Annotated in this window: 14 protein-coding genes; 7 read left to right on the top strand and 7 right to left on the bottom strand. The window is 63.4% G+C overall.

What is annotated here, in order from left to right; genetic code table 11:
• The 6 genes from M0D43_RS13690 to M0D43_RS13665 all read right to left on the bottom strand — a co-directional run bounded on the left by M0D43_RS13690 (nt 1) and on the right by M0D43_RS13665 (nt 4,005).
• Nucleotides 1–441 (bottom strand): EF-hand domain-containing protein, encoded by a 441-nt coding sequence (locus M0D43_RS13690; RefSeq protein WP_252161832.1) that lies wholly within the window; start codon nt 439–441, stop codon nt 1–3.
• A 219-nt stretch (nt 442–660) separates the two neighbouring features.
• Nucleotides 661–1,020: an EF-hand domain-containing protein gene (locus M0D43_RS13685; RefSeq protein WP_252161831.1), complete on the bottom strand. Its 360-nt coding sequence runs from the start codon at nt 1,018–1,020 to the stop codon at nt 661–663.
• Nucleotides 1,021–1,246: 226 nt separating this feature from the next.
• Nucleotides 1,247–1,624: a hypothetical protein gene (locus M0D43_RS13680; protein WP_252161830.1), complete on the bottom strand. Its 378-nt coding sequence runs from the start codon at nt 1,622–1,624 to the stop codon at nt 1,247–1,249.
• A gap of 225 nt (nt 1,625–1,849) precedes the next feature.
• Nucleotides 1,850–2,047 (bottom strand): CPXCG motif-containing cysteine-rich protein, encoded by a 198-nt coding sequence (locus M0D43_RS13675; RefSeq protein WP_010380036.1) that lies wholly within the window; start codon nt 2,045–2,047, stop codon nt 1,850–1,852.
• 313 nt (nt 2,048–2,360) lie between these two features.
• Nucleotides 2,361–3,107 carry a M15 family metallopeptidase gene (locus tag M0D43_RS13670; protein WP_252161829.1) on the bottom strand — a complete coding sequence of 249 codons (747 nt, stop codon included), beginning with the start codon at nt 3,105–3,107 and terminating at the stop codon, nt 2,361–2,363.
• A gap of 91 nt (nt 3,108–3,198) precedes the next feature.
• Entirely contained in the window at nt 3,199–4,005 is an 807-nt protein-coding gene (locus M0D43_RS13665; RefSeq protein WP_252161828.1) for an N-acetylmuramoyl-L-alanine amidase, read from the bottom strand.
• A 415-nt stretch (nt 4,006–4,420) separates the two neighbouring features.
• Here M0D43_RS13665 and M0D43_RS13660 point away from each other — a divergent pair, with 415 nt between their 5' ends.
• The 6 genes from M0D43_RS13660 to M0D43_RS13635 all read left to right on the top strand — a co-directional run bounded on the left by M0D43_RS13660 (nt 4,421) and on the right by M0D43_RS13635 (nt 10,586).
• Nucleotides 4,421–5,833: a C40 family peptidase gene (locus M0D43_RS13660; RefSeq protein ID WP_252161827.1), complete on the top strand. Its 1,413-nt coding sequence runs from the start codon at nt 4,421–4,423 to the stop codon at nt 5,831–5,833.
• Nucleotides 5,830–6,936, top strand: a complete 1,107-nt coding sequence (locus M0D43_RS13655; RefSeq protein ID WP_252161826.1) for a dipeptide epimerase — start codon at nt 5,830–5,832, stop codon at nt 6,934–6,936. The genes M0D43_RS13660 and M0D43_RS13655 overlap by 4 nt, the downstream gene beginning before the upstream one ends.
• A gap of 350 nt (nt 6,937–7,286) precedes the next feature.
• Nucleotides 7,287–8,063, top strand: coding sequence for a L,D-transpeptidase family protein (locus M0D43_RS13650; protein WP_252161825.1), 777 nt, complete (start codon nt 7,287–7,289; stop codon nt 8,061–8,063).
• Nucleotides 8,060–9,376, top strand: coding sequence for an APC family permease (locus tag M0D43_RS13645; RefSeq protein ID WP_252161824.1), 1,317 nt, complete (start codon nt 8,060–8,062; stop codon nt 9,374–9,376). Before M0D43_RS13650 ends, M0D43_RS13645 begins: the two co-directional genes overlap by 4 nt.
• A gap of 214 nt (nt 9,377–9,590) precedes the next feature.
• Nucleotides 9,591–10,088, top strand: a complete 498-nt coding sequence (locus tag M0D43_RS13640; RefSeq protein ID WP_260807255.1) for a hypothetical protein — start codon at nt 9,591–9,593, stop codon at nt 10,086–10,088.
• A 165-nt stretch (nt 10,089–10,253) separates the two neighbouring features.
• Nucleotides 10,254–10,586 (top strand): hypothetical protein, encoded by a 333-nt coding sequence (locus tag M0D43_RS13635; protein WP_252161822.1) that lies wholly within the window; start codon nt 10,254–10,256, stop codon nt 10,584–10,586.
• Nucleotides 10,587–10,640: 54 nt separating this feature from the next.
• On the opposite strand, the gene yiaA is transcribed toward M0D43_RS13635, so the two are convergent.
• A complete protein-coding gene (yiaA, locus tag M0D43_RS13630; RefSeq protein ID WP_260807254.1) occupies nt 10,641–11,075 on the bottom strand; it encodes an inner membrane protein YiaA in 435 nt (144 codons plus the stop codon).
• A 184-nt stretch (nt 11,076–11,259) separates the two neighbouring features.
• Here yiaA and M0D43_RS13625 point away from each other — a divergent pair, with 184 nt between their 5' ends.
• Nucleotides 11,260–12,435, top strand: coding sequence for a PQQ-dependent sugar dehydrogenase (locus tag M0D43_RS13625; protein WP_252161820.1), 1,176 nt, complete (start codon nt 11,260–11,262; stop codon nt 12,433–12,435).
• Nucleotides 12,436–12,719: the final 284 nt, after the last annotated feature.

Genomic DNA, 12,719 nt, shown 5'->3' with positions numbered 1-12,719 from the left:
TCAATCGCCTGCAGCATCGCCTGGGCCGGGCTGATAGCTGGCGAATTCGTCGCGCGACAGGCGCCCATCGCCATTGCTGTCGAAGGCGGCGAAGTTCTCGCGCAACACCGGATCGGCACTCGCCTCGACCGGTGTCAGCGATCCATCGCCGTCGGTATCCAGGCTGCGGAAACTGCGTGGTGCCAAGCTGCCGGCGGAGGGTGCAACGGATGCCTCGGCACCGCTGGTGGATCCGGCGGATCTGGGTGCGTCGGCCGGCAGCAAGGGCGTGGCGGCCGGTGCCGGTGGATCGACTGGCAAGGGCGACATCGCTGGGGCGGTGCCGCCAGCGGTCGTCGGTAGAGACGGTGCAGGGGTGGCCGGTGGCAACTCGGGCGGCGCGGCAAACGCGCAGCAGGAAATCGCCAACCCGACCAGAAGTGCAAGACGTGAGTGCGACATTGGACAAGCGCCCGAGGCGTAACGCATTACCTTAGCGCGATAGACGTCAACAAAACGGGAGCGACCCTGGCAGATCGCTCCCGCGTGACCATCCTGTTGCTATTGCCTGTTGCTATTGCGTCCTAAAGCCTGTGACCAGGCGTTGGCGTGGATCAATGCCGGCGCTCTGCGTTGCAATATCTCCTCTCACGACTGGTAGGGATATATCGCACCAACGACTCAGTTGCCCTGCGACCCGCTCGCAGCCCCGCCACCCTGCTGCTTGGCGACGAACGCCTTGTACTCGTCTGGGGTGAGCTTGCCATCGGCATTGCCGTCGGCTTGATCGAAAATTTGCGCAAGGCCCGCGTTGACCTGCGCTTCCTGCTTGCTGATGGCGCCATCACTATCGGTATCCACGCTGGCCCAGGTCTGGCCGCCACCGGATTGCGCGGAGGTGGCCGAACTACCCGACTGCGCTGCACTACCCGACTGCGCTGCGGCATCCTGAGAGGTGCTTTGCGCCATCGCCGGCAGCGCCAGAGCGGCAGCAAGAGCAGCGGTGGCGGCGAGCAGCGAGGTGCGGTTGCGATTCTTCATTAGGGAGGTCTCCTTGGGCTTGGGAATGCGCGGTGTCGCCGCACATGGCCTCACCCTACCCATCGCAAATGAACGTCCAACCCGATGCAATCTTGCGCAGAACAGTCTTTTAACCACCGCCTGAATGTTTGCGGCTAACCGCCTGTTAGTCGCAGGTGAGTCAAACCGAAGCGACTCATTCAATGCATAAAATTTTGAGATCCAAACCCCACTTTCACCCGCGGTTTCAGGCGCGCGGCGCGTCGTCGTCCCAGCGTCCGGAACTGAACAGTTTCCAACCGAGCACCACGCCGGCAAGCGCGCCAGCCACTTCGAGCACCACGCGCGAGCCCAACTCGTTGGGATCGTGGATCTTGGCCAGTGCCAAGCGCGCGTAAAGCGGCGATTCCAGCCGCACGATACTGGTGTAGACGAGATTCCAGATGTCGTAACCGGCGCCGATGGCGACGGTGAGCAGGCAGGCAATGCCGAGCGTGTGGCCATGGTTGAACTGCAAACGCCGGCCGATACGTTCCACCACCGCAAAGACCAGCACGCCCAGGATGAGCGCGATCAGGCCGGCCTCCAGCGAACCGAGCAGGCCGAAGTGCAGGGGCAAATTCATCGTGACGATCCAGGCAGCAGGCGCATCAGTCTAGCGGCTGCAGCGCTTGGATCCGTACGCTTACCGCAACGTGGGCGATCCGAACGAACTGGATGCTGGCCGCGTCGATTGCAGCCGGAGCGATATGGCGATGGCAGGCGGTGGCTGGACTCGTGCCGCTACCGGGTGCAATGCCGTCATGCGTCGCGACGACAAGCGGGCCGGATGCCATGGCCGCGGGATGGCTCAGGCATCGTCCTGCCCACGCGCACTCACCTGCGCCTCGCCCTCCTCATCCCAGCGCACGCTCACCGAAATCGGCTTGCAGCAGACCTGGCAATCTTCGATGTAGTGCTGGTCGCCACCAGTCAGATCCAGCGCCAGCGTGATCCACTCCCCGCAGTACGGGCAGGCGATATCAACAAAGCGTTCCGGGTCGGACATGGGTGTTCCTTGGATCTGTCGAAGCGGGTGATCAGACGATGGGACGGTGCCGCCGGTGCGACGGCAGGCTGACGCTGAAGTGTACGACTGGCGCTGTGCTGGTGCTTGCGCTGTTGCCGGCGATGCGATGGCGACACGCACTGCCGGGAGCTGACAAGCGCGCACTGCACTTCTCGCGCATCCACCCTTCGGACAGATTGACGGCATCCACGGTGGCCGCTTCCGCGTTGCAATGCACGCCTGCAGCAAGCCGACTACCGATTTCGAGCGCCACCTGGTGGTGAGCGCCGACGCAGCTGTTGATCGGTCGCCGTCAGTCCACTGGAACATCGTAGGCCGTATCAGGCGTGGGCTCGGGACGAAACGTGAAATGCCACCATTCCATTGGATAGTTGGCAAATCCTTCGGCCGCCATCGCACGCAGCAGGCGCTGGCGGTGTGCGCGTTGCGCTGCGCTGATGTCCGGCGCGTCGGTGTGCGCACGCGCATCGAAGAAATCGAAACCGGTGCCCATGTCCACTGCGTAGCACGCAGTCGACTTGCACTCCAGCAAGCCAAGATCCAGGGTCGCGCCACGGCTATGCCCGGAGGTCGGGGCAATGTAATCGCCCAGCAACGCACGCTTGTCCACCCGCGGGTAGTACTGCGCCTTGGTCGCCTGATCCTGCAACGCCGCAGCCCAGGCCACGAACGCTTTCACAGACCGCACCGGCCGATAGCAGTCGAACACTTGCAACCTGTACCCCTCGGCCTTGAGCGTCTGCGCCACCCGCGCCAACGCGTCGGCGGCGGGCCGCAGCAGATAACACCGCGGCGCGTGATAGCCCGGCACGACCTGTCCGGTGAAGTTGTTGCTGCTTGCGTAACGCATGTCCAATGCGATGTCCGGCGCAAGCGCGTGCACGTCCACAAGGCCAGCCTCTGCGGCGGTCTTTGCCGAGGACACATGCACCTCGCTGGCGACCAGGGCAGATGGCGCCATGGCGATCAGCAGCAGAGCGTCTCGAAGAAAACGCTGTCGCCAGCGGCGCCCTTTCCGAACCAGCAGGTTTCGTTTCATTTTCGTTTCCTTGCAAGGTGCGGGGTCCGCGCGATGGATCGCGCTTTGCGTCCTTCGCAACCAGGCACGGCGTGGCTCGATCGCCCTAAGCCTAACGGCTGTCGCCTTCGGTTGGCTCAAGAGTCGGTCGCGGGCCAGAGGTTCTCGCGTCTTTGGTCAACGCATACAAGATGCGCAAATCCTCGGTATCCAGCGTGGTGGCGCTGTTACCGCGATAGTGATGGTGAAATGCCTGCAGGGTGGCGGCAGGATCGTCGATGCTGTAGCCGATCAGGGCAAGCGCCTGCCATGGGTCCAAACCCTCAGGTGCTGCAGGCACGTCGGCAGCGGGCCAGCGGCCGAAGCCGGCTTCGGCCAGGCGCTTCCAGGGAAATAACGGGCCTGGATCGTTCTTGCGCGTCGGGGCAACATCTTCGTGGCCAACAATCTGCGTGCGCGGGATACGCAGGCGTTTACACAGGTCATCCAGCAGCATCAGCAGGCTGTTGATCTGCGCTGGCACGAAGGGCTCGCTGCCGTCGTTGTCCAGTTCGATGCCGATCGAGGCCGAGTTGATGTCGGTGATGGTGCCCCAGCGGCCGGCACCGCCGTGCCAGGCGCGCTGCGCATCGCTGACCAACTGGTAGCGCTGCCCATCCTTGCCAATCAGATAGTGCGCACTGACCCGACCACCGCTATTGCGGCCGCGCAGCGTGCTCAGGCTTTGCTGCACTGAATGCTGGTCGGTGAAATGCAACACGATCAGGATCGGTCGCCGCGTATCGTAATTGGGCGAGGGAACCCACTGCGCCAGCGGATTGCGCTGCGGTGCATGCGCGCAGGCGCCCAGCGACAGCGCGGCCAGGCAGACGGCGGCACGCAGCCAGGCCGATGACGAGAGAGGGAAGCTGGGCAGCACGGATTTCTCCTGGGAAGGCCGGACGACCTGGGCAGCGCAGACGTTTCGGCTACGCTGCTGTCGCAAGACCATTATCCGCCGAGTTGGTGCTTGTGCGGCCTTCCAGGCATGGGAGCGCCAACAGCGCTATGGCTTGCGTGCTGCGATCGTTGGGCATTTGGCAGCGTCTCTCGACTCCGCAAGAATCGCCCTGGGCGGCTATGGCGGCAACGGCCACTCGCGTGGCCGCGACTGCGGCCGTGGCTGTGACGAAGATGGACTATTGACTTCCCCCACACCCCGCACGTGTGGCCTGCACTGGACTGCCAGCGTGTCATCGCCTTACGGCGAAAACGCGTGGATGCGGTCTGCGGCGCATGCCACTATCAACGTTCCTCCGCAGCTCGCCAGCAGCTGCCTTCACCCCGAGCTCCGCATGCCATTGTCGCGCCGCTTACTGATACTGCTGCTGATCGCACTTGCCCTGCCCTGCAGCGCCGTGTCCGCACCTGCCGGCGCGCCGGTTGCACACGCGCCGCCCTTCGTCGTTAGCGATGCACAGCTCACCCCAGAATATTGGATCAAGCGCAGCCGCAATGCGCAGACGCCACGGATGACTCCCGTGCAGATCGCTGATTTCAACGCACAACTGCTGCGCGATGATGCATCGATGCACGATATCGCGCAGCTGCCCGACATGCTGGCCGCAAGCGAAGTGCGCGCACGCATCGAGGCAGTGTCGGCCACGCCAACCCGGCCGCTGTACGAGGCAGACGGGAAGCGTGTGGATGGCACGCGTTTAGCCGCGTTACGTAAAACCTTGGCACTGGATGCGCTTCCCGCGCAGGTCACGCTGCGCTTTGCGCTGGTGGTCTCGCGTGCAGCACTGCGGACCTTCCCCACTGCGCAGCGTGTGTTCACCAGTACCGACGACCGCGATATCGACCGCTTCCAGGAATCGGCGCTGTATCCCGGCACGCCGGTCGCGATCTTGCACAGCAGCGCAGATGGGGCGTGGAAGTTCGTGATTGCCGCAAATTACGCCGCGTGGATCGCAAGCGCACAACTTGCCGAAAGTAGCCGCGCCGAGGTGCTGGATTACGCACGACGTGGCCCGCGCTTGGTCGTTACCGCAGCCCGCACCCAGACCGCCTACACCCCCGAAAGCCCGGCGATTTCTGCACTGACGCTGGACATGGGCAGCAACTTGCCACTGCTCGGCGACTGGCCGCCACAGCAGCCGGTCAACGGCCAGCTGCCGCTGGCGGCCTACGTGCTGCAACTCGCGCTGCGCAGCGCCGATGGCCGTTTGCAGCTGGTGCCCGCCCTGATCCCACGCGCTGCCGATGTGCACATCGGCGCCTTGCCGGTAACCGATGCCGCCGTGCTGCGGCAGGCATTCAAATTCCTCGGCGAACGTTATGGCTGGGGCAACGATTACGACGCGCGCGATTGCAGCGGCTTCGTGCTGGATGTCTATCGCAGCCTCGGCATCGCACTGCCCCGCAATACCGGCGACCAGGCGCGCAGCACCGTGTTGCGCAGCGTTCCTTTCGATACGGCTGCACCGTTGCCGAAACGTTTGCGGCAGCTCGCACAACTGCAAGTCGGTGATCTGATCTATATCCCTGGCCATGTCATGCTGGTGATCGGGCACGCAGGTGGCGCGCCATGGGTGATCCATGATGTGGCCGGCGCCAGTTACCGCGCCGCCGATGGCAGCGTGCAGCGCGCGCGTTTGAATGGTGTATCGGTGACACCGTTGCTGCCACTGCTCGCTAGCGATGGCACTGCATTCATCGACCACATCACCCGCATCCAACGCGTTGCACCAACGGACACCCCATGAAGATCACTGGCTTTCGGCTTGGCATGGTGCGCGTGCCATTGAAAACCCCGTTCAAGACGGCCGTGCGCACCGTGCAGGCAATCGAGGATGTGGTGGTGCTGTTGCAGACCGACTGCGGCCACATCGGCTATGGCGCCGCGCCGGCCACCGCGCCCATCACCGGCGATACGCATGGCAGCATCGTTGCTGCGATCCAACACTGCATCGGCCCCAAACTGATCGGCCAGGACGTGGCCGATCTCAATCGGCTCTGCGGGCTTGTGCAACATGCACTTGAACGCAACACCAGCGCCAAGGCCGCCGTAGAAATCGCGCTGTACGACCTGTGGGCGCAGGCGCTCGGCGCGCCGCTGTACCAACTGCTTGGTGGCGGCACGCCGCGTATCACCACCGACATCACCATCAGCGCCGATGCCATCGACACCATGGTGGCGCACGCCCAAGCGGCGCTCGCACGCGGCTATCGCGCACTGAAGATCAAGGTCGGCAAGGACATCGATTCGGATGTCGAACGTGTCACGGCGATCCATGCGGCGGTCGCCGGGCGCGCGACGCTGCGGCTGGATGCCAATCAAGGTTGGACGCCCAAACAAGCGGTGCGCACCATGCGCATGCTGGAAGATGGCGGCATCGCGCTGGAGCTGCTGGAGCAACCGGTCAAGGCGGCCGACCTTGATGGGCTCGCCTTCGTCACCGCACGCATCGACACGCCGACGATGGCCGACGAAAGCGTCTTCTCGCCCACGCAGGTGATCGACCTGATCCAGCGTCGCGCCGCCGACATCATCAACATCAAACTGATGAAGACCGGCGGGCTGTCCAACGCCATCCGCATCGCCGATATCGCCGGGCTGTATGGGTTGCCTTGCATGATCGGCTGCATGATCGAATCCAGCATCAGCGTCGCCGCTGCGGTGCATCTGGCGGTCGCCAAGGCCGACAGCATCACCCTGGCAGATCTGGATGCACCCGCGCTTGGGCAGTTCGATCCCACCGAGGGCGGCGTCCAGTTTGACGAGGCGCAGATCCATATCGACGATTCGCCCGGGCTAGGTATCTGTCGTGTTCGTGGGCTGGAGCTATTGCCGGAGAAGAGCGGTTAACGCACGTCGCGAGCAGTCGCCAGGTAGACGTTGACCGCGCAAAAGGGCCGGAGTGCATGAGATATACGAGCCGGCTCTGATCGCCGGGCGCACCCAAACGCTCTGCACTTGCTCCTTGACGAAATCACGCATTAAAAAACGAAACGACACCAAGCAAGAGGTGTTCGCCACGATATGCCGCTACCAACAGGGCGCATGGACATCGCACGCACATGCACCACGCAACCGCATTGCTGAGTACAGTAGCGACAACACGGCGTCGGTCACGCAGCACCACCCTAGCGCTCCGTCTCCAGACAACCATGTATCTCCCTAGACTCATCCCGCTCGACCCAACGCCCGGAGCCTGCATGCACCTTGCCCCCGTGTTTCGACCCTTCGTGCTGTTGGCGCTCGCAAGCTGTAGCAGTCTCGCCGTCGCCGCCGATCCAATCGATGCCTTGAAGCAGGCACGCACGTTGATCGTGGTGACCACACCGGACTGGAACAGCACGCAGGCGCGCCTGCAGACGTTCACCCATGTGGATGGCAAATGGCAGCCGGCTGCGCAGAGCTTCGCAGTCGCGCTAGGGCGGCATGGCAGTGCATGGGGCGAGGGCCTGCATCCGGCGCAGCCGCAGGGCCCGCAAAAACGCGAGGGCGATGGCCGCAGCCCTGCCGGCATCTTCGCCATCGGTCCGGCTTTTGGTTACGCGCCGAGCATCGGCAGCGCGATGCCGTACCAGGCGATGAGCGCCACCCATTACTGCATGGATGTGCCCAGCTCGCCGCTCTACAACCGCATCGTCGATGCCGCGCAAGTGGGCGATACAGCCGTGGCCGGCTCGACCGAACCGATGCGCCTGGATCTGCGCCACGCAGGCGATGCGCGCTACAGCGAGGGCTTCATGATCGCGCACAATCCCAAGTCCATTCCCGGACGCGGCAGCTGCATTTTCGCGCATCTATGGCGCACGCCGGGCCAGTTCACCGCAGGCTGCACCGCGATGGCAGCGGCCGACATGCAACACCTGCTCGCCTGGCTGAAGCCGGACGATCACCCGCTGTTCGTGCTGCTGCCACGCGCAGAGCACGCACGTCTGCACACTGCGTGGCACTTGCCTGCACTGACCGAGGAGGCGCCATGAGCACACCGCAGCCTGCACCGGATGCAACGGGGTTGGTCCGTGTCGTCAGCCGCTGGCAGATCGTCGGCCTGTCGATCAACGATGTCATCGGCAGCGGCATTTATTTACTACCTGCCGCGACTGCCGCCCTGCTGGGGCCGATGAGCCTGTGGGCGGTGATGCTGGCTGGCCTGGCGGTGGCTTTGCTGGTGCTGTGCTACGCGCAGGCGGCGAGCTACTTCGATACGCCGGGTGGCAGCTATCTCTACACGCGAGAAGCATTCGGCCCGTTCGTCGGCTTTCAGATCGGCTGGATGATCTGGCTCACCCGCATCAGTTCGGCTGCCGCTTTGAGCAATGGTCTGGCCGATGCAGTCGCGCGGTTTTGGCCCACCGCATCTATCGATACCTGGGCGCGCTCGTTGGTGGTGGTCGGCTCGTTGGGCCTGCTCACCGCCATCAACGTGATCGGCGTGAAATCGGCCGCGCGCACCGGCATCGCGCTGGTGATCGGCAAGCTGGTGCCATTGCTGCTGTTCGTGGCGATCGGTGTGTTCTATGTGGATTGGTCGTGGGCGTTTGCCGGCACCACGCCCGATCTGCGTGACCTGGGCAATCTCGGTGAAGCGGCCTTGTTGCTGCTATTTGCCTACGCGGGTTTCGAAAACATTCCCGCAGCCGCTGGCGAGTACCGCAACCCGCGGCGCGATGTGCCCTTCGCCTTGATCACCATGATCGTCACCGTGACCCTGATCTACGCCGCGGTGCAGGTGGTAGCCCAGGGCACGCTACCGAATCTTGCCGCCTCGCCCACACCGTTGGCAGATGCAGCAAGCCGATTCGGTGGCGAAGCATTGGCACTGATCCTGACGGTGGGTGCCACCATTTCGATCCTCGGCACCACCAGCAACACGGTGATGCTGGGTCCGCGTTTTCTGTTTGCGCTTGCTCGCGATGGGTATGGACCTGCGTTCCTGGCACGCGTACATCCGCGCTTCCACACGCCTGCCGCAGCAGTGCTTACCCAGGGCGTGCTGTCGCTTGCACTGGCGTTGTCCGGATCGTTTACGCAGCTGGCGTTACTGTCGATGGTCACGCGCCTGTTCGCTTACATCGGCACCGCAGCGGCGGTGATCGTGCTGGCGCGCAGATACCGGCAACGCACCGATACCTTACGCCTACCTGGCGGCCCGGCCATCCCCATCGCCGCTTTGTTGCTGTCGCTGGGCTTGCTGGCCAGCGCCAGCTGGCAGAACCTGGCCGCTGCAGGCGTCGCGCTGTTGGTCGGCTGGGCGTTTTATCTATTTCCGCGCAAGCAAGTTGAGAACAGCTGAGCGCGCTACGGCGTCGTTATTTAGCGGAATTGGAGCACGCGCAGCCACTGCAGTACGCGCACTACAACGGAGCGTCGGATACTGGCCGACCTCGGCTGACGGCAAGGCGCTCGCTCCATCGCAACCAGACGTTTCGCAGCACTCTCGCGCAGCGCTCACGCACGCCTAACCGCGTGCATCCAACGCTGCGGCTCTCAGCTTACGGGAGCTCGCGATGAAACTGCGCCATGTCTACAGCACTGCCGATCTCGACAGTGCGCAACGTGTTCTGCAGGCGGCACGCAGCGCGGGGATCGATAACGATGCGCTGTCATTGATCGCCCGCTCTGATATCGAATTGCAGGATGTGCCGGACGAACGCAAGGACGCAAACACCGATTTCCTTCCTGCGGCCGCACGTGGCGCGGCCACCGGCGGTGCGGCCGGTCTGGTGGCAGGGCTGGTGGCCATTGCCGTGCCACCGATCGGGCTGACCTTGGCGGGCGCAGGCGTGATGGCGCTGGCTGGCGCGCTGGTCGGCAGCTGGTCGTCGGCATTGATCGGTGCGACGGTGCCCGATCCGGTACGCCGTCAGTTCGAAGACGAAATCCAGGCAGGGCGCGTGTTGGTCATCCTTGATGCCGAGCAAGCGGCATTGCAGGATGCCGCGCCAGCGATGGTGGCCGCTGGCGCGACAGCATTGCCGTATGAAGCAGCCTCAGCGACCACCTGAATCGCAGGCAAGACACCATGCGCCGGGCCGCAGCGATAGTCCATTCGAATGTGGTCGTCCTGCACTGTGTGGACCTGCGGCTTTGATGTTCCCCTCACTCGCCCTGGCAATGAAATTAACAGCAAGCGACCTACGGTAGAACACACATCCACCACGGAGACGCGCATGAACGTGCCGTATCAGATTCCGGGCCGTGCACCGGACGAAGACCGCAGTCAGAACGTATCGACGTATTGGCGCGAACGCTTCACCGAAGAACCGTACTACACCGAAGGCGATCGCTACGAAGATTATGAAGGTGCTTACCTCGCAGGCCATGAAGCGCGCATCCGTGACAACGCGCGCGCCTACGACCAGGTTGAAGCCGAGCTGCATCGCGATTGGGAAGCCAAGCGTGGAACGTCTTCACTGAGTTGGAGCAAGGCGCGTCACGCAGTCAAGCGCGCCTGGGAAAACGCAGCCGATTTGGTGACTGGCGACGAGACACATAAGCGCTGAAACGACAACGCCACCGTCAAGGTGGCGTTGTTGCATCGCACGATCTCTCATGTATTAGTCGAGTGCAGGCGGCACGCTCCGCGCAATGCGCGACGCGGTATCGATCTCCATCGCATCGCGGGTGTTCTTCTGCACCGCAACCGCACCAAACAGGCTCAGCGCATAGGCCATTGCGTAAAAGCCTTTTTCGCTCAGTAACAACGTTGCGTTGATCAGACCGATGGTCAGCAGCACCAACGCCACGATCAGCGAGAACCAGCAAATGGCATAGTACAAGCCGGTGACCGGAATCCCATCGGCGCGGTCACGCACGCTCTTCTGCAATGACACCGATGCGAACAAACCGAACAACAGCAGCGTGAAGTAGTAACCCTTCTCGTTGAGCAACATCTGGGCATTCCACAGTCCGATCAGATACGCCGCACCGCCTAGCAACAATGCGGCCCAGGATGCGGCGATAAAAGCAGACGAGGTTTTTTGCGTGGCCATGGAAACTCCTTTTCATGGTGAAACGATGCATGACATACAACGATGTGAGACGCGGACGTCTTGCAGACAGTGATCTGCAACAAAGGCGACCCCGGCGGCGTCGTGTAAGGTACTTGAAAACCCGACGCGGGACACGTTGCGGGAGGGCTGCAGTGTCACCGCGCCCTATCCCCAGGAGGACTCCATGTCTGCCCGACGTTTGCTTGCTCTGGCCTGCGCGGCCACCTTGTTCACTACCGGCGCGGCAGTTGCCGCGCCCGCCGCCGCCGCGGCCTCCATCCCCAAAGCACAGTGGCCATTTCAGGCCACTACGGTTGCCGATTTCGACGAACCCTGGGCAATGACCTTCCTGCCCGATGGCACATTGCTGGTGAGCGAAAAGCGCGGTGCGTTGATGCGGCTGGACCCCAAGACCAAACGCAAGAGCGCCATCACCGGCGTTCCGGCCGTCGCTTACGGCGGCCAAGGCGGTTTTGGCGATGTGCTGGCGCATCCGCGTTTCGCCAAGAACGGCTTGGTCTACGTCAGTTATGCAGAGCCGGGCGAGGGCGACACACGCGGCGCTGCGGTGGCGCGCGCCAAGCTCACCCTGGATGCAACCGGCGGCGGCGTGCTGTCGGACCTGAACGTGATCTGGCGCCAGGACCCCAAGGTCACCGGCAATGGCCACTTCGGGCACCGATTGGCTTTCGGGCCGGATGGCAAGCTGTGGATCAGCTCCAGCGAACGGCAGAAATTTACCCCCGCTCAGGATATGAAAGCCAACCTCGGCAAGCTGATCCGGCTCAATGACGACGGCAGCGTGCCGGCCGACAACCCCTTCGTTGCGCAAGGCGACGTTGCCGCGCAGGTGTGGTCGTCAGGTCACCGCAATATTCTCGGCCTGGCCTTCGACAGCAAGGGACGCCTGTGGGAACACGAAATGGGCCCGCTCGGTGGCGATGAGTTGAACCTGATCCAGCGCGGCGCCAACTACGGGTACCCGATCGTCTCCAACGGCGACAACTACGACGGCACGCCGATTCCGGACCACAACACGCGCCCGGAGTTCGCCGCGCCCAAGATCAGCTGGACGCCGGTGATTTCGCCTGCTGGCTTTGTGATTTACGGCGGCAAGCAGTTCCCGGCATGGCGCGGCAATGGCTTTATCGGTGGGCTGTCGTCGATGGCGCTGGTGCAGGTGTCGCTGGGCGACCAGCCGCGTGAAGTGGCCCGTTACGACATGGGCGCACGCATCCGCGAAGTGGAGCAAGGCCCGGACGGCGCGCTTTGGCTGCTCGAAGACGAAGCCAGCGGCAGCACCGGACGTTTGCTAAAACTCACGCCCAAGAGCAAGGCGGCGGTCGAGAACGACGCTTGAGGGGGTGCGAGCTATGCGCTGATGCAACTCTGGCTTGATGCATCGATTGGCGCGATGGCGACATTGGACAGTCGTCATCGCGCGCAAGCACTACGTCAGCCGGCACTTGCTGCTGTCGCACTGGTCACCCGGTTCGCACGATCGCCACGCGCTGTTGGAGCGCTGGCGATCGTGAGGACAAACGGCATCACGATCGGTCGAGGATGCGTGCCGGTCTCATCAATGCCGTGCGTCGATGCAGCGCGCTAGTTGAGTGATGTAGCACTCCCAGCTGCGGTCATCGC

The sequence above is a fragment of the Xanthomonas prunicola genome, from assembly GCF_025266575.1.
GTDB classification, from domain to species: domain Bacteria; phylum Pseudomonadota; class Gammaproteobacteria; order Xanthomonadales; family Xanthomonadaceae; genus Xanthomonas; species Xanthomonas prunicola.
Note: the sequence above shows the minus strand (reverse complement) of the source record. Positions and strands in the feature narration are given on the sequence as shown.